Source organism: Poriferisphaera sp. WC338 (assembly GCF_050931845.1).
GTDB lineage: Bacteria > Planctomycetota > Phycisphaerae > Phycisphaerales > Phycisphaeraceae > Poriferisphaera.
On the sequence record NZ_CP194516.1, the window covers coordinates 3,407,880 to 3,426,228 of the forward strand.

The following is an 18,349-nucleotide window of genomic DNA, read 5'->3' on the forward strand; positions in this document are numbered from 1 at the left end:
TTTTGCTAAATTTCACAAAGATCACGAAAGACAGCTCACGTCCGGGAACTTTGGGGTATAACCACAGGAGTTGCCGATAACATGTATTCGGAGCGCGATCCGTACAGCGGTGTCGCATGGACGTTGGCAGAGATTGATTTTGATTTGGACTGCAAGATATGGCAAAAAAACGCAAGACAAAAAAAGAGTTAGAACAAGAGCGGTTGAACAAAATCGCTGCCTATAAGTTTATCGGGTGGGTCGCACTTGCAGCTGTTTGGCTACTGGTTACCGCAAGCATGCTCAGCTACGACGCGCTGGATTATCCTGCCCATGATGTCGGCGTACAGAACGCAGTCTATGGGAATTGGATCGGTAAGTTCGGCGCATTCATCAGCCACAAAGTCATGACCTACATCGGCGGTGGCGCATGGATGATCATTATCGGTGTAGCGGTATATCTCGGAACGGTTGCGATCGGCAAGAAAATGAATCAGCTTGCCATTCGCGGACTTGGCCTTGTCGTCATGGCAATCACATTGAGCTGCTTGATGGACGCGCTAAAGCCACCGATGATTACGGGGTTTCAATCGCCACCCCAGGGTGCGGGTGGTTGGCTAGCAAGCTATATCAATGACGAGCTCTTGATTAATCGTGTCGCCCTACCTGGCACGCTGGTGATTTTGCTGGTCATGTTTTTAGTCGGCAGCATCTTGACCGCGGATCACGTGATGTTGGCAGTCATGCGGTTCATGGGAGATTGGTTGCGCAAGGTGAGCATGCCAGATGTTGCAGCGGCAGGCGGACGAGTTGCGGGGAACGTCGCTGGTAATGTTGCAAATCAGGCAAAGGAAAAAGTTAATGGTTGGCGACCATGGCAGCGATGGTTTGTTGCAAAACCTGCGGAACCAAAGCAGACAAAGCGTAAGAAACACCGCATGGATGATGACACAATTGATGAAGATGCAGGTGGATTTGCCGGCACCGAATCATTTGATACCGAAGTCGCCAAGCCAAGTCGCTTTAAGAATGATGAAGATGACGAATACGAATATGAATACGTCGATGAAGATGAAGAAGATGGCGAAGAATATGAATACGAGTATGAAGATGAGGATGAAGAAGAGGAAGAGGATAACGGCGTTGACGCTCCAAGCGCGTATGTAAGCAGTAAGAAGAAGCCAAAGAAATATGACGCAAATGCGATCGCTGAAAAAATCCGCAACATGCCGATCAACAAAGCGGTGAAGCCGCGCGAGGCAACAAGCGAACCTCCGCGTAGCCCAGAAATGGATCTCAGCGGCTACAAGTTCCCAGAACTCGATATCCTAGAAGATCCATCGGGGAACTTCACAGATGAACAGGAAGCCATTGTCCGCGAACAAGCAATCCAACTTGAGTCGGCGCTTCGCGAATACAAGATCAAAGGTGAGGTTGTTGGGATTGACAGCGGGCCGGTAATTACGCTGTTTGAAGTGCGACTTGCGCCGGGAACCAAGGTTGCAAGAATCAATGCGGTACAAAGCGACCTTGCCAGAGCGATGAAGGCGCAAAACGTACGTATTGTTTCAAACATGGCGGGTAAGGATACGGTTGGTTTTGAAGTGCCAAACATTAAGAAGGAAATGGTTCGGATTAAAGAACTGATGTGCGTGGGCGATTCATCGGTGAAGAAGATGAAGCTGCCGATGTATTTGGGTAAGGACGCGTCAGGCAATCCTTTGATTGCTGATTTGAATGCGATGCCGCACATGCTCATTGCAGGTACGACAGGTTCAGGTAAATCGGTTTGTATGAACTCGATTATTATGTCGTTCCTGTTTACAAAACGACCGGATGAATTGAAGCTTGTACTTGTCGACCCGAAGATGGTCGAGATGAGTATGTTCAAGGATATTCCGCACCTCATGTGTCCGGTGGTGACGGAGATGGGCAAAGCTGCGGCGATCATGGAATGGGCTGTGACGAAGATGGACGAGCGTTATGAATTGCTTGCAGAAGCAGGCGTTCGTGATATCGCTTCGTACAACGGACTTGAGTGGGAGGAACTCAAGGAACGTATGGAACCAGCCACTCCTGAGGCTGAAGCGAGGATTCCGAAGAAGCTCCCATACCTTGTTTTGATTATCGACGAACTCGCGGACCTGATGATGACGAACAAGGAGGTCGAAGGTTCGATCGTTCGTATCGCACAGAAGGCGCGTGCGGTTGGTATCCACTTGATCCTTGCCACACAGCGGCCACAGGCGAATGTTGTGACGGGTTTGATCAAGTCGAACATGCCTTGCCGTGTTGCGTTTAAAGTCGCATCAGGCATGGACTCGCGCATCGTGCTTGACCAAAAAGGCGGCGAGCTGCTGCTCGGTCATGGAGACATGCTTTTCCTTAGTCCGCGTACCAGCAAGCTGACTCGCGCACAAGGTTGCTTAGTCGATGACTTTGAAATCCGCAAAACAGTGAAGTTCCTCAAAACGATTAGTTCACAGAGTTTTGAGCCATCACTAGTGCAGATTAAGGGGAACGGCGAGATTGCCGTGCCGCAAGATGATGATGGGGAAATACGTAACACGCCGGGATACAAAGAATCGATGCTCGAACATAAGGATGAACTGTTTGATGATGCGGTTCGTGTGGTGCTGGAAAGCCAGCGCGGTAGTGTGTCATTGGTGCAGCGAAGATTAGGTATTGGTTACGGCCGATCAGCACGTTTGATTGAGATGATGGAAGAGACGGGGATTCTCGGAAAGTATAAGGAAGGCAAGCCGCGCGAAGTTTACATGACGATTGAAGAATGGAATATGATCAAAGCAAAAGCTGCGGAAGATGCGGAAACTGATAATTTCAATCGCCCGGTAACCAATCAAGAAGCAGCAGAGATTGATGAGGATGGCGTTGAAGTCGCTACGGCAGAAGATGTTGGTGACGATGAAACAGAATGGGAAGAAGTCGACGTCGATGAAGATGATGAAGAGGAATATGAAGAAGGTGAGGAAGAAGAATGGGAAGAGGTTGAAGAAGAGGAAGAATAACTTTCTATCATGACCATCCAACAAGACGGGCTGGCAGTTGAGTTTGCCGCCCGTTTTTTATGTACATATCAGTATGGCATAAGTCGATGTACAATACGCCGCGGCGCGGCATCCGCAAGTGCTTCAATCAATTGTTCTGAATGATCGAACCGTTGCTGCTTCACTTCACGCACGGCCACGCTCACTGAAAACATCTCCTCAGCAAATGGCCAAGGATCGATTTTCACACCCCATTCATCCGGCTTCATGCGCAACGTCACCTCACTAGGCCCGAACATGAGCGGCTGATCATATTTCATCCACGGCAACGCGCCGAGTAGCATCAAACTCACACCATCATTGAATGTCAGAATCTGCTGTGCACGTTTGAGATTAGGGCGTTTCACAGCATCCTGATTTACTTCCGGCTCTTCATCACGCAACCGTTCAATAGATCGATCCACAAATTGATCTATCCAACCAACCAGATCTTCAGCCTTAGCTTGGCTCTCTGGATTCTCTTGGATAACACCTGATACGACCGAACGAAAATGCAACGCAACAATGGTTGCTTGATAGATATCCTTTCGCACTAATTCTAAAATGCAATGCTTGATATACTTCACATGCGCATCAATCGGCAATGTTAAAAATGAATACGGCATCCCATCATCATCAATCATGTTCTGATAACGATGCATCCGCCAACCATCATCATGATGGCGTGCAGCTTCGATCAGTCTCGCCCAAAGGTCTGCTGGGAGTAACGCTGGCCTGTCCCATTGCTCCATGATCTGAGCAACATGTACCGCATGGTCCGGCTGCAAAACCATGTGATTAGTGCCGTCGGGTTGTTGAATGATAATCATGATTATCTTCGCTACGCTGAACCTACTTCGTGAGCATCGACATACCAAGCAAGCGACTTTTTGTGCTGATAAAATGCTGCTTAAACAGGCAATTTATCCAGTTCCACTTCAACCAACTGCATGAGCGGTGCAATGGTTTCACGACTGAAATCGAAACGTAAGCCAGCCGCTTCAAACAAAGCAGGCAATGGTTTTGTACCGCCAAGTGCAAGAGAAGCCCGATAGTTCGCAAGCGCCTGCTCAGTATTCTTCGTGGACTGCGCCCAAAGACCAAGCGCACCAAGTTGAGCAATGCCATATTCGATGTAGTAAAACGGCACGTGGAACAGATGAAGCTGCGCCTGCCAACGCGATTCGAATGATGCTTCATAACCTGTGTAATCAACAAGGCCGGTTTGAAAACGCTCACTGGTTTGAAGCCAGGCAGCTTGCCGTTGCTCAGTCGTATGGCCAGGATTCGTGTAGATCCAATGCTGGAACTGATCAATCGTCGCAATCCAAGGAAGAATGGTGATGATACCTTCAAGATGCTTACGCCGAGCGCGATCAGCATCCTCCTTGTTTGGATAAAATTCATCAAGGTATGGCGAAGCAAAAAGTTCCATAGACATGGATGCAACTTCGCAGAATTCGATCGGCGCATGCTGCGTGAAGACGATTGGGTTTTCGCGCGAACCCCAAATGAAGTGGAATGCATGGCCAGCCTCATGGAGCATGGTCTCAACATCACGCTGTAAACCTGCAGCATTCATAAAGATAAACGGTTGTTTTGATTCAGGCAGTGACGCTTGGAATCCACCAGCACGTTTGCCCTTGCGCGAATCAAGATCGAGATTCCTCCCCATCTTGAGCATATCATAGTCTTCAGCCAATGATGGATGGATCTTCTCAAAAATCGCGCGACAACCACTCACCATGCGCGACACATCGTCTGCGGGAAACGGTGTCAATGGTGCGCGATTTTGTACATCAACAGAAAGATCCCACGGGCGAAGCTTCTTAAGGCCAAGCGTTTCACAACGTTGCTGCTGCATCTTCTTTACAAGTGGCATACATACTGATTCAACCGCATCCGCAAATGCATGACAATCTTCTGGGGCATAATCAAACCTATTCCAAGATTTCCAAAGATACTCACGGTAATTTTCACAATCAGCGTTTGCGGCAATCTTCCCACGCAACTCTATCAAAGATTCATAGATACCTTCAATTTTCTCTCGATCTTCCAGTCGGCGACTAGACGATAGTATCCACGTCTCTTCACGAACACTTCGATCTGGGGCCTCAAGAAATTTAGCGAGTTGCTGGAGCGTATAAGTTTCATCTTGATAGTCAACAAGCATCTGTCCGATGAGTTGATCATACTCTTTATTCAGTTTGGCAGATTCAACTTGCAAAGGAATATTAGCTTCGCGGAATAGCTCAACGTCCATCTGCCATGAACGGGCCATGATGTCGATGCCGGGGAAGGGAAGCTGATCGTGATGCGGGGAAGCTAGAAATTTTTTAGCAAGCTTATCCTGATAAGGTTTCAGCCTGGGTGCGATGTTCTCAATAAAATGCAAGTAGGCCGCTTCGATCTCTTTGTCATCGGTATGGCAAGCAAAATCAATATTACGCCGTGAACTATATTCCTGAATCACAGCTTGGCATTCCGAATAATCTTCAAGCCAACAGGTCAATTGCTCAAGTGATTCTGTCTCACGATTCAGAAGCGATTCACACAGCGTTTCAACTTGGTCCCATGCTGAAGTATCAAAATCAACGGGAACGAATTTCCGGTTTTGCGCCACTTGCGACATACTTGAAATCCTTATCTGTTACTTATGTTGCTAGTATTACGGTCTGAAGCATCATGATAGCCGATTAAACCGGTTTTGACCGTTGGCAGGTACAATCGTTGAAGAATTGTAATCCGTATGTACATGAAGATTCTGGCGCAGATGCTCCTTTCAAATATATAAAAAAATGCCGCCATATGCGGCAGCATCAATCGTATTCAAAACTATACTTGAATTCGGCGATTAGCAGCGACGACTAATCAAGGCAATCCCACCCAAACCAAGAAGAATCAACGATGCTGGCTCGGGCATATGTACGGATTCTACCACAATATTGTCAAACGCAAATGCCTCCAACGCACCGTTCGTATCTGTCGTCAATGTAATTGTCAGCGATGATGCTGTGCTAACTGGTGAAATTTCAGTACTGAAGGTTTTGATCTGATTATCAATCACCTGTGTACCAATCACAAGCGGGTCAACAAGGCTAACCGAAGTATTATCTTCTAAAATGTATGTATGACTGATTGCAGTATTGGTGGTAATGTCGAATAATCGTTGTGCAGGTTCCTGATCGAATTGGTAATCCCACTTAAAAATATCACCTGCTTCAAAATCGCCCATCGCACCCATATCAATCGAAACGTCATACGCAGATCCTGGCAGTACTGTTAAATCAAATGTGAAGCTTACTTCTATGGTGCCTTTAACATCATCATTGTAAGTATCAACGATGCCGAAAAAGTTATCCGTGTCCTGGCTCTGGATAATGCCAAAACTATCCGCCCCAGCAAGAGACTCATCAATGAGCTTTTCCGGGAGAAGATCAGTTCGATCATAAACACCCCAAGCTGTTTTTGCCTTATCTGTAAACGCATTAAGCGGGAATGTTGCACTTACCGTTGCATCTAGCTGACTGTCAAAATCATGAACCAGCGCACCATGGCTAATTGTACAAACCGAAAGTGTCAGCAGAATGGCACCATAATGATTTAATCTTCGCATCAACTCCTCCAAACACCCGGATGATCATGATCTTGTAACGATACTTTTTATGATTCCAATACATCTGACCTACAGAAAAACCAGGCCATGCATCCATGCATTTTTGACGATGATCCTAAACAATCCCACTCCTATAACGATCGGAACCGATCGCTCTCCCTAGCAATACTACTACATAGTCTACTGCAAAACGGACGTGAGTAAAGAAAGGCTACCCTTGATTTTCTTGAAATCGCATCTTTTACAGCATCACCGAGAAAGCCATAACACGATTCATTTGATATTCATGGAGCACACCTCGATTGCTAATTTGGGTAACCTGCCCTCGGTTTATTTAAAAGCTCAAAGCCAATCTTCATAAAAAAACTGCCGGCAAGCGGCAGTCTCTGTTACTCTAAATTCTCATTTTCGCATTACTTACGACGGCTGAGGGCGACAAGACCACCAAAACCGAGCAGTGCAAGTGAAGCAGGCTCTGGAATGGCGGAGCCTTCGATCGTTATGTTATCGAAGCGGTTATTCCCGGTTGTACCCGTAGCGCCATTCAACGTAATTCGGAAGTAAACAGTGGATACATTCTCAAGCGCAGAAATAGCGGAGAGATCGTAACTTTCAGTTTCCCATGTCGAGGTCAGATCGCCGCTATCTGTTCCGAAATCAGTGAAGTCAATGCCATTGGTGGAGTAGGCAAATACTCTGCTGTCAAAACCCGTGGATGTTCCGCGCTGCGCCCAAGAGACGATGATGTCTTCCAAGCCAATGGTACTCGCACTCAACCAAATCGATGCTCCATTGTTTGTACTCGCACCACCAGTCGTCGTGCCACGTCTAATCGTCAGCGATCCGCCAGAAGTAACGCTTGGCTGAGCGTTCTCAGTGGTTCCAACCGAGCTTGTAATATTGCCGTAAACACCGCTGCCGTCTGCATTGCCCACAAAATTCTGTAGGGTTAGGCTACCCGTACCTACATCAGCTGCTTGAGGAAAATCGCCAACCTCAAACCCAAAGCCACCACCTGTAAGCGTATTCGAGTTTTGATCCCAGTATGCAATCACATCGGCGGACACAGTTGCGGTCCCCATGCCACAGATTGCCAATCCAAGTCCTAACGCCGCTAGGCCTGTCTTTTTCATCACGTCTCTCCTTTACCTGCCCGGAATGTGCTAAAAACATATGGCTACGATCACCGTACGACTAAACAGGTACGGTATTTTTGAGCCAGTCTTATGAACCAAACTATGCCCGCAAATTCACACTATGCTGGCATGTACCCTTCCCCGGGAGATATCATTGCCGAATTACTAAACTGAGCATAAGAACAAAAGCTCTACGGGTATATGAAATACAATATGACCCTTTACCAGCCCAAATATAAGACATCGTCATGGAAATGTGTAGACTCGGTTTGTAAATTTTAACTCAATCCTTACGTTTCATCGACCTTCCCATAAAGGTCTTGGAGTACCCCCACCTGATTGTGTGCTTTATTTCTAAACTGCCACAAAATATTGTTACTACGCCATTCCATTGGTGAAACAAAGTTTTCCGCTCATCTTCCCTATCTCGCCAAATTAAAAAGCCCGATCATGCGGACCGGACTTGATCATACCTTCAATATCACTTGAAACTTACACCTTGGGCTTGTGCTTCAGACCACGCACCTGCATGGGCAGACCGAAGAGATCGATGAAGCCACGAGCGGCCGTGATGTCGTAGTTGTCCATGGCAAAAGATGCGAGCTGCTCATCGTAAAGCGAAAGTTTAGAATCCGCCTTAATGGCAAGTGCATTGCCCTTGTAGAGTTTCACGGTGACGGTGCCGGTGACGGTTTCGTTGGCCTTATCCATGAAGGATTGAATTGCTTCACGGAGTGGGTGGAACCACTGGCCGTAGTAGGTGAGCTCTGCGTAGCGTGTGGCGAGACGAAGTTTTTCGTGGTAAAGCTCGCGCTCGATGCAAAGTTGTTCAAGTGCTTTATGAGCTTCGTAAAGGATCGTGCCACCGGGGGTTTCATACACACCGCGCGACTTCATCCCGACAAGCCTATTTTCGACGAGAACAGTGGTACCAACAGCATGCTTGCCGCCAATTTCGTTGAGGAGAGCGATGAGGTCGTGACCAGCAAGTTTTTGACCGTTCACTGCAACAGGGTTGCCCTTCTTGAATTCGACCTCAACTTCTTCAGATTTAGCAGGCGCTTTTTCGACAGGGACACTCATGACCAAGCAATGCTTCCAATTGGGCTCGGAAGCGGGATCTTCAATCTCAGCACCTTCGTGCGAAATATGCCAAAGGTTTCTATCTCGTGAATAGATTTTCTTTTTGGATTGATCGATGGGGATCTTGTGTTGCTTGGCATAGTCGATGGCGGTTTCGCGGTCGGTCAAGCCATCCTCAATAAACACAGGATCTTTCCAAGGACTGATGATTTTGAGCTTGGGTGCGAGAGCGCGAGCGGTAAGCTCAAAACGAACTTGGTCATTGCCTTTGCCGGTAGCACCGTGGCCGACGGCATCAGCTTTGGTTTGCTTAGCAACGAGGACCTGATGCTTGGCGATAAGTGGGCGTGCGATGGAGGTGCCGAGCATGTAGTCGGATTCGTAAATCGCATGGGCTCGGATCATAGGAAAGCAATATTGCTCCGCGAATTCCTTGCGAAGGTCTTTGACGATGACTTCATCAGCGCCGGAGGCATAAGCCTTTTCTTCGATACCGGCCAGCTCATCGCCCTGCCCGAGTTCCGCAGCGAAACAGACCAGCTTCACGCCAGGATAGCGTTCCTTGAGCCAAGGGAGAATAATGGAAGTGTCTAGTCCGCCAGAGTAGGCGAGCACGATTTTTTTCGGGTCACTTGCGTTTGCCATGTTACGATTCCTGTAGGCAGCTTTGTGGGCTGGGGATCAATCCTGTGGATTGGGAATGATATCACAAGCCGCGGCTGCCGGAAAACCTGCGAGGTAAGATCTAGCCGATCAGCCATACCTATAACAATAGATAGCATGTAAAAAAGCCCAGGACTTCTCAGCCCTGAGCTTCAGAATCAATTATCTTTCTCCTAGCCATGCCACAACACGCCCTATGGGTGTCACCTTGGTCGCATCGGCAAAAGATTATTACTTACGGCGACGGCCAGCGAAAGCCAAACCACCGAAACCGAGCAAAGCGAGTGAAGCAGGCTCTGGAACAGTTCCCGCGAAGGCTTGAAGAGCAGCCAGTTCTTCGATCGTTGCACCACCGGTGCCGAAGCCGAAGTTGCCAGACAGCAAATCAAAGTCGAGCAAATCGACGGTGCCGTCACCATTGAAATCGCCATCTTCCCAGCCAGCATTAGTATTAAATGCAGCTGAAAGCTTATCAAAGTCAAGTAGATCTATCTCACCGTTGAGGTTTGCATCGCCACGCTTAGTCCCTTTAAGAACCTCTATCCAATGCGTAGCATCAGCGGTATCAAGTGTGCCACTACTGTCGACATCAAACTGTGTATCCACTGAGCCTCCATTGATTGCTGCGAAGAGCATGTCGATGTCGGCATCATTGAGAAGACCATTGTTGTCGAAGTCGCCGGCAATCGCTGCAGCCAAACGGAAAAACTCAACCTGATCGCCGTTGCCGAAAAGGCCATTTGAAACATCCGCATCTAGCTCAGCCACAGTGATGTTGCCGGTTGTCAAATCCAAGGCATACCAGTCGTGCGCGAATGAGCCGCCATTACCAGCACCACTATTGTCGGTATCATAAAAATACACGGTGTTTGTCGTAGGATCATAAGCGGTCCAGCGGCCATCAGTAATAGCAGTATCGTCATCTGACACGCCAGTGGTATCAACAGTCACAGGCGCTTGCCATGCACCAAAATCAATTTGCCCATTCGCATCATTATAAGAATCCACTTCGCGGACAATGACTTTGGGCTCGTGTTGCGGCGAGTTAAAGAAACCTGATTCAACAATCACAAGGTTGCCGGTATTTGGATCCACAAAAATCTTGTCGGCCGTACCATCGTTCGCTGCTGCATTGACCGTTGGGTCATCATCAACAGCAAAGCTGGTTGGGAAATCTGGCCCGACACCCACATTGAATTCTTTGTAGCCATTCAATGCGTTATTGGCACCGGTGATATCGCCGATCTCAAAGAAAGCAACATCGTCACCATCACCATCATCTTCCAAAATCCAAAGACCTTGCACACCGTCTTTATTGACATAGTGCGTACCGATGACATCGCTGCCACCGGTTACCGTTTGGGTATTGGTATCAAACTCGAGATTAACAAGACCAAGCTGCTTAGACTCCCATGATTCAGATGTACCATTGTTGTAACCGCCTTCTTGGCCACTCACGGTCGCGTTGCCGGAAGTGTTACTCACACGATTCAATACGCGAATTTGGTGATCGCCTGCGGCTGTATTGGCATCGTTCATGCCGTCGATGAGAAGCAAGTTATCCTGATCAACGAAATCAAGATATAGGTCGGTAAAGTTGCCACCCGCATCTTGGACATTGTCAGTACGCGCAACTTCACCAATCTTGTTCACAACGCCTGGAAGAGCATGTGTATTGGCGTGCGTGCTATCAAAAAGTGTACCACCGCTACCATCAAGAGCATCACTACCATAGGTACGGTAAGTCTGGCCATTCGCATTCCAATGATTGTACGCTGCCTGGAAATCGATTTTAAAAAGGTCGATGTCGCCGGTCGTATCGGTATCGCCGTCCACTTCAATTTCAGTGCCACCTGCCGGCCCTGAATCAAACGCAGCAACATAAACATCACCGGTACTATGGTCGATCGTCAATGCTCCTGGATCTTCAAAACCACCGTTTTCAAATCCGATGAAAACAGAAAACAACGGGCTGTTCAAACTGCTGGTGTCATAAAAAACAACTGAACGTCTTGAATCGCCGTGATTTTGCTGCTTGTCCAGCATCGCGATGAAACCGCCTGTAGGACTTGCAAATGCAGGTGCTGCCATAAAAGCTGACAGCAATGCCATGGTTGATAATTTCTTCACTTTCTAACTCCTGTCATGATATAGAATTGTTTTGATTGATCTGTTTACTTAATAACGTTTCCGGGATAACTACGGTCATTGATAAAAGCGATATTTCTGATTCGACTGCCGCTCGGCCAGTAGAAACCTAGATTCACTGAATCGGGTGCGGCGATATTCTCGGCATGGCCATCAAAGAAAACCATGTTCATCGTTTCATTCGCATGCCGATAGGCATACTTGCGTCCGTACTCATCTGCTTTTTGATCTGTGTATGGATTTACAAATGTATAAGGGTCGCCGGTTTGCGTTGCGGCAGGGCCATAAGTCATAAAATTCCCACCTCTAAGTTGACGCACAAAATCGTTCGATGTCACATCATCACCTACTGCAAAACGTGAACCTTCCATGGCATATACTTTTTCAGAAGCACCACCAACCCTGTAAATTCTAGGGCTATAACCACTTGGTAAGCTCATACTTGTTGATGTAGGCGATTGAATACCAACCTGATGACCACTTACCATAGAAACCCCATGGAAAGCGAGGGTTGCGGAATAACTTGCGTACAACACGCTTGTAAAATCAATAAGCCCGGCCCCTGCGGTGTACATCACATCATTCTCAGGACAACGCACATCGTTCTCAAAAATTTGCTTCATCCGTTCTTCGCGATCATCAGGAAGTCCTAAATCATTTCCCAGTGTTGGCGATACCCAGTCCATGTTTTGTGTTGGCTCAGATGGTTTATTTCTAAAAACATAAGACGTGTGTAAGCGAGAAAGCTCATCACCACTTGTATTAGGGCCAGCCAACCAATCTGCATTATCCGTCGTATACGTCGCCATGCCCTGGCCAAAACTTCGCATATTCGCAAGACATGCCGCATTACGGGCTGCGCCTCTAGCTGCCCCAAGTGCAGGCAAAAGTATGCTAATTAACAATGCTATGATCGATATGACTACAAGTAATTCTATGAGCGTAAACGCTCTTTCATGCGAATGTCTCACCAGTTGTCTCCTTGAAAAGGAATGTGGAGCCGATTTTGCTCCATACTTCAATGAATCATTAAAACACCAAAAGTTTGACCACACTTTCATGAAGTCAAACCAGATAAACTCACTTATATGCCTATGCCTTACGGCGGCGTGCGAAAGCAGCCAAACCACCAAGGCCGAGCAATGCAAGGCTCGCAGGCTCTGGAACTACGATGTCAACAAACTCACCATTAACTGCAGCACGACCACTATTGAAAACTGGAGATGCTGAGCCAGCATTCACAGAAAACACTGCAATCACTTCAGTTTGGCCAGCATCAATCCATGTTGTAGCACCAGTCACACTGCCAGATCCGGAAAGAAGCGTTGATGTATCAGCTGAAGTTGCAAACAATGGAGCTTGACCATCGTTTGTGAAGAAGGTTTCAGCCACGAGGAAAGGACCGAATGTAGGCAAACCTGCGCCAGATTTCGTAACTAATCCCGCGGCATCACCGTTAACAAAATCACCACTAAAGCTGGCCTCAATTGAGCTAATGTCAAAGCTAGAATCATTTGTCAGCGTGAATTGATAGATATCAATCGTAAAATCGTTAAAGCTTGTGTCCTTCGCAGCAGCACCACTTTGAACCAGTGAAAACGAACCGGTTAGAGCAGCTTGAGCGGAAACACCCGCCGTAAGAACTGCCGCAACTGCAAATCCTTTAGTCATGAAATTCATTTTGATCTCTCCAATTAAAGTAATCTCAAATGTTTGATTTCTCCCCCATCCAATATGGGGTAGGAAAAAATGGTTTAGTTACGTTTACGACCTGCGACAAGCAGACCGCCTAAAGCCAGAAGCATGAGTGAAGCAGGCTCAGGTACAGTTGCAGCAAATGCTTCCAAGAGAGCGATCTCTTCAACTGTTGCACCGCCAGAACCGAAACCAAAATTGCTTGAAAGCACATCAAAATCGAGTAAATCAACGGTGCCGTCACCATTGAAGTCGCCATCTTCCCAACCTGAATCGGTATTGAATGCTGCAGATAACTTGTCGAAGTCAAGCAAGTCAATTACACCATCAAGATTCGCATCACCGTACTCGGTGCCGAGGATGCCATGAACGAGTTCATCAGCATCTGCTTTGTTGATGATGAGATCACCGGTCATGTCAGCCGAAAGATCTGAGAACACCGCTTCGTCAAGGTTGGCCCACTCAACACCATTGGTTGAATCCTGATCCTTGCCGACAAAAGCCGCAAAAACGGCGTCGATATCCTTTTGATCAATTACCCCATCAGCACCACTTGGTGCAGCGCCTGCGGTGATGGTGTTGCCGGCAATGTCGGCACGGGCATCACCCGCGGCGTATGCCGAGCCGGTTGAATGAGCGGCATAACCGAAGAGGTTGCCGCCAGCAGCAATGTCACCGTCGATGAAGTTCTGCTTACGATCGAGTTTATTACCTGCACGACCTGCAACAAAGAGACCATCAAGTCCATAACGGACATCATCCTGATCAAAGTTACCATCGCCGTTGAAATCGCCGAGCAATTCGAGAACGGCGTTAGCATCGGTGGCGGCCAAGGCTGCACGGTTATTGGCGTTCTGGAACGCGTTAACCATGGCGGCAATGTCGTCTTTGGTACGAAGGCCGTTGTTATCGAAATCACCTGCAACTGCGTTACGCTCATGAATAACGTTGCCCGTGAACATCTTGGTGTTGTAATTTACTGCTGTGCCACCGTTGGTGATGTAGTTTGCACCGTTGGCCACACCATCGCTGTAAACAGCACCAGTCAGACGCTCAGACACCCAGCCGAACCCGACAGCACCGTAGGATGAAGGCAATGTGCTTTCAGTAGGCAAGAACTGTGTTTGACGGAGATCTAGATTCACATCCCCGGGATCTTGATTTGCGAAATTGGCGGGATCAAGCAATGTCGGCAAAGCTTCAACAGCTGAAATCAATGCGAACTGTGTCGCAAGAAACTGCCCAGGCGTACCTTCATTCGCTGGATCACTTGGAGCGCCTTCGAACGCTGCAATTGATTCGAGAATATTACGCAAATACGCCGCAGCTGCTGCGTTTGCCATGGCAGGATCAGTTGATGTCGCGCCATACTCAGTATTAATTGCAGTTGCAAAAGGATTGCCGATGGTAGCGAAGGTTTCAGATCCCCCGATTTGCCAGCCGGTATTAGCGTCGCCATTCCATATTATATTGTTATGCGCTGAACCTTGGCCACCATTACCCATTACAGGACGAACGTAAACAGTACCACCATCGGTATCGTTCATAACGTTCATGATTTCGTACTGATTGTCAGCACTTTCACGAGCCGCTTTTGATTCACCCGCAAGGCCGGTGTAACCAACAGCCAAACGATGGTTACGCACAGTTTGTTCCATACGGCTGGAGCTGTTTTTATTGGTTGCTACAAACTCGCCGCCAAGCTTATCGTTTTCCTTAAGCTTGTTCTTCTTACCAACATTCTCACCAACACCCCATGAAGGATCGACACCAATGGAGTTCATTGCACCATTACGTGTACCCGAACCAGAGTCACGTGTGACTGCCACAAGGTTTTCGCCATTCTCAAGACGACCTGTAACATATAGGTGCTGAAGTTGTGTCTTTTTGATGTTGCCATCAACAGTACCGTCAAAGTCAGCATCAATACCTGTGCCGTGGTTGGCAATATAAGCAATTGGAACCCATGCGATTTCGTTATCGAAAACTGTGTTCGCATCAGGGTTGCTGGTGTTAGTATTAAGGCCACCAAGGCTCTTAAGCTTATTGCCTTGACCACCAGCTTGATTAGCTTGGCCGTCACCCGTTGCATTGGAAAGGCGGGCATTCATGCCGTAGCCAAGTTCGGTTGGTGCTTTGTTCCATTTGGCTTGTGCTTCGGTGCCTTGGGTCACAAACCATGTTGTAGGTACATCGGTCACACCGATGTCGATCCGCACACCACCGCCGCTGCTGAGGAAAGGTGATGAACCGGGATTTGCAGCATTACCAAGACCAATCGTGCCTTGATTGTAAAACTCTGCACGGTTCACCAAACCAGGGTCAGGGAATTTGAGATCGCCGTTACCAGCAACCGTTGCAGGTGTCTGGCCATAAGTCACAAGGTCAGCAAGACCATTACCCGAGCCGACAGCACGGTACTGAACCGCCCAGAAACTACTATTTGGATTCGCACCTGCCAATTGCTCGAATTGGAATTGCGAAAAGTCTGTTACAACCCCGTTATTATCTGCATCAATAAAGTCAGATGTACTTGCTGGAGCCAGGAAGAACGGCTCAAACAAGGTTGCACCACTGATGTTGATCACATGATTCGGTGCTGCAACTGCAGAGGCCGACATCATGGCACAAACCAGTGAAACTGTTGAAAATTTTAGAATGCTCTTCTTATCCATCTCAGTCTCCGTTGAATAAAGGTGAGTAACCAAAACACGTTTCGCACTGCTCACCAGTACTCTCACCAGAGCTGGCCGCCTCGCCTACAACGAGAAATTCCCTATCAGCCAGTTATATATTCGCATCGGCTTCAGCCGTTACGATTCCTCTCCCTACTTATCCCCTACCTCTATCTTGTGTGAATCAAGAACTAACCTTGTTTCACCTATTTTTAAGAACGACGCGCTGCACCAGAACGGTGCAACACGCCGCTGGTGAGTTCATCATCATTCGTCGTAAGCAACACCCGGGAATGGGATCTTGCTATTGCCGGTCAGACTATAAAACTCGCGTCCCCACTCTTTATCTTCTGCTGTATCCATCACATGCTTGCGCTCTGTGTGGCCATCGGCATATGCAAAATTTGCAGTACCACCATATTCACCATTACCTCCCGGGTGATGACGACCGATCGCATTCATCATGGTCGCACTCGTGATCAAACTGCCAGATGTCTTGTGCGATTCTTCAGTAATAAAGTTGTTCTTAGGAAGATGTCCCCAAAAACCGGAGCTCGCCGGAATATTGTGTGCCCCAGATGGCGACGCAGATGGATGGAAGAACCCATTGGTTGGGCGATGTGATTTGCTTTCTAGTGTTGAAGTCGCAATGGCTTTCCAGTTGTCCGCAAATTCCGTCACTAGAACGGTTTCAGATTCATTTGAAACATGAGACATGCGAACGAGGCGATACAAACGTTGTGTTCCACCCACAAATTTATTCCTAGGAATAAGTGCTTCGTTAGCAGTGTATGCCGTCCAACGAGCCTGACGGTCTGGGCCGACGCCTGCGCCTTGTACCTGACCAGACATTGAAGCATCAGAATGGGTATTCGTTGCAGGATGACCACCATTCTCCATTTCTGGGCACTGGAAAGATTCTTCACTAGCCGATCCGCCATTGAACAATGACCATGACCAGTGGATGTAGCCATTGGCGCCGTGGCTACCGGTTTGGTCAGACCAGTTCCAGTGATTCCCGCTTAATCCAGAAGGATATACATAGGATGGTGGCATATGATCTTTATTTGTCACCGTATAGTCGACAATGGCCACCCCAACCTGCCGCATATTTGAAGCACACTGAATAGCACGGGCTTCCTTACGGGCCGAGCCAAGTGCTGGCAGAAGAATTCCAATTAGCAATGCTATGATTGATATAACAACAAGTAGTTCAATCAATGTAAAGGCCAAACGTTGTTCGTTCCGTCCTATCCGTTTCATGCTTGTCGCTCCGTGAGTGAGAGGGTCAGATCCAAGGGCCACAGTGTGACGATCACAGGTCATTTTCAAGTCGATGCACAACAAGTTTTCCGTACTTTGCTGTTAAACCCTGATGAGCACTAACCTTGATCCAATACCGTGGGTTCTTCTGCCCGAATGCGATACCCCACGCCACGGACAGTTTCGACCAACGACGCGGCCTCACGACCTAACCGGCGCCTCAACATATAAATATGATTCTTCACCACCGCATCCCCACTTTCACCGCTCTCCAGACCCAACGTTTCCCTGATGGTATCTGGCGTTAATATCCAACCGGGCCGACGCATGAGCAACTCCAATAATCTGAACTGGGTTAGTGTCAGCATGACCCGTGCACCGCTAACTCTCACCTCAAACTTCGCCGGCCAAACCACTATTGGACCCACAATGTGCTGGTCCACATCTTCTCCGCTCGCCATGCTTTTTATTCCTGATTGTGAGGCGTACCGCTTCACATTCCAATCGATCCGATAGCCTGCTGGACGCAAACGAGCTTTAAGACGTGCGAAAAACAAACGCTCATTTCGAATGTTCTCACCGGCCAAAAGATCATCCACAAGCCCTAGCCAGGACACAATATCTTCAGCATCAATTTCACGACTGACCGCAATCACACTGCAGTTTTTTCCCTTCATACGTAGCATCGATCTCACTTGCTGCGCAATCAAGAGTTTCTGCTCATGGTTTTCTTCCGCAACCAGAACAATCAATCCGACATCTTGATGTTTGACTTCAGATAACACACTGTCCCAACCACAAGTTTGCAGTGACATTTTCTGGTTCATCATACGATCGTGAAGCTGGTGGCATAAATTGCCTTCGCCAACCAACATCGCACGCAACAATTCAACATCGGCATGGTCAACAATCTGTCCGGTTACAGCGTGAGTACGAACATGATCTTGTTTCTTGTCGTAGCTGTCTGTGGGTGATAATGATTCTTGCTGCAAAGCCGCGCCTCCAAGGATGTTTTTTTGCACGGCCATTTTTATACCCGCCCTC

Annotated in this window: 12 protein-coding genes; 1 reads left to right on the forward strand and 11 read right to left on the reverse strand. The window is 47.9% G+C overall.

Going from position 1 to position 18,349, the window contains the following annotated elements; all coding sequences use genetic code 11:
* Positions 1-158: 158 nt before the first annotated feature.
* Entirely contained in the window at positions 159-3,008 is a 2,850-nt protein-coding gene (locus ACQ6WK_RS14125; protein WP_432798027.1) for a DNA translocase FtsK 4TM domain-containing protein, read from the forward strand.
* A gap of 68 nt (positions 3,009-3,076) precedes the next feature.
* Here ACQ6WK_RS14125 and ACQ6WK_RS14130 read toward each other — a convergent pair whose 3' ends face one another.
* The 11 genes from ACQ6WK_RS14130 to ACQ6WK_RS14180 form a co-directional block, all read right to left on the reverse strand.
* Entirely contained in the window at positions 3,077-3,856 is a 780-nt protein-coding gene (locus ACQ6WK_RS14130; RefSeq protein WP_432798028.1) for a DUF3891 family protein, read from the reverse strand.
* An 80-nt stretch (positions 3,857-3,936) separates the two neighbouring features.
* Positions 3,937-5,658, reverse strand: a complete 1,722-nt coding sequence (locus ACQ6WK_RS14135) for a M3 family oligoendopeptidase (RefSeq protein WP_432798029.1) — start codon at positions 5,656-5,658, stop codon at positions 3,937-3,939.
* A gap of 222 nt (positions 5,659-5,880) precedes the next feature.
* Positions 5,881-6,642 (reverse strand): PEP-CTERM sorting domain-containing protein, encoded by a 762-nt coding sequence (locus ACQ6WK_RS14140; protein ID WP_432798030.1) that lies wholly within the window; start codon positions 6,640-6,642, stop codon positions 5,881-5,883.
* Positions 6,643-7,055: 413 nt separating this feature from the next.
* Positions 7,056-7,775 (reverse strand): PEP-CTERM sorting domain-containing protein, encoded by a 720-nt coding sequence (locus ACQ6WK_RS14145; protein WP_432798031.1) that lies wholly within the window; start codon positions 7,773-7,775, stop codon positions 7,056-7,058.
* Between the two features lie 495 nt (positions 7,776-8,270).
* A complete protein-coding gene (locus tag ACQ6WK_RS14150; protein WP_432798032.1) occupies positions 8,271-9,506 on the reverse strand; it encodes an argininosuccinate synthase in 1,236 nt (411 codons plus the stop codon).
* Positions 9,507-9,755: 249 nt separating this feature from the next.
* The gene (locus tag ACQ6WK_RS14155) at positions 9,756-11,654 is read right to left on the reverse strand and encodes a PEP-CTERM sorting domain-containing protein (protein WP_432798033.1); all 1,899 of its coding nucleotides are present in this window, start codon (positions 11,652-11,654) and stop codon (positions 9,756-9,758) included.
* Positions 11,655-11,698: 44 nt separating this feature from the next.
* The gene (locus ACQ6WK_RS14160) at positions 11,699-12,643 is read right to left on the reverse strand and encodes a prepilin-type N-terminal cleavage/methylation domain-containing protein (protein ID WP_432798034.1); all 945 of its coding nucleotides are present in this window, start codon (positions 12,641-12,643) and stop codon (positions 11,699-11,701) included.
* 121 nt (positions 12,644-12,764) lie between these two features.
* On the reverse strand, positions 12,765-13,343 hold the full coding sequence (locus ACQ6WK_RS14165; RefSeq protein ID WP_432798035.1) for a PEP-CTERM sorting domain-containing protein: 579 nt from the start codon (positions 13,341-13,343) through the stop codon (positions 12,765-12,767).
* An 83-nt stretch (positions 13,344-13,426) separates the two neighbouring features.
* Positions 13,427-16,042 (reverse strand): PEP-CTERM sorting domain-containing protein, encoded by a 2,616-nt coding sequence (locus ACQ6WK_RS14170; RefSeq protein WP_432798036.1) that lies wholly within the window; start codon positions 16,040-16,042, stop codon positions 13,427-13,429.
* 267 nt (positions 16,043-16,309) lie between these two features.
* Positions 16,310-17,305 (reverse strand): DUF1559 domain-containing protein, encoded by a 996-nt coding sequence (locus tag ACQ6WK_RS14175; RefSeq protein WP_432798037.1) that lies wholly within the window; start codon positions 17,303-17,305, stop codon positions 16,310-16,312.
* A 119-nt stretch (positions 17,306-17,424) separates the two neighbouring features.
* Positions 17,425-18,333 carry a winged helix-turn-helix domain-containing protein gene (locus ACQ6WK_RS14180; RefSeq protein WP_432798038.1) on the reverse strand — a complete coding sequence of 303 codons (909 nt, stop codon included), beginning with the start codon at positions 18,331-18,333 and terminating at the stop codon, positions 17,425-17,427.
* Between the last annotated feature and the right edge of the window lie 16 nt (positions 18,334-18,349).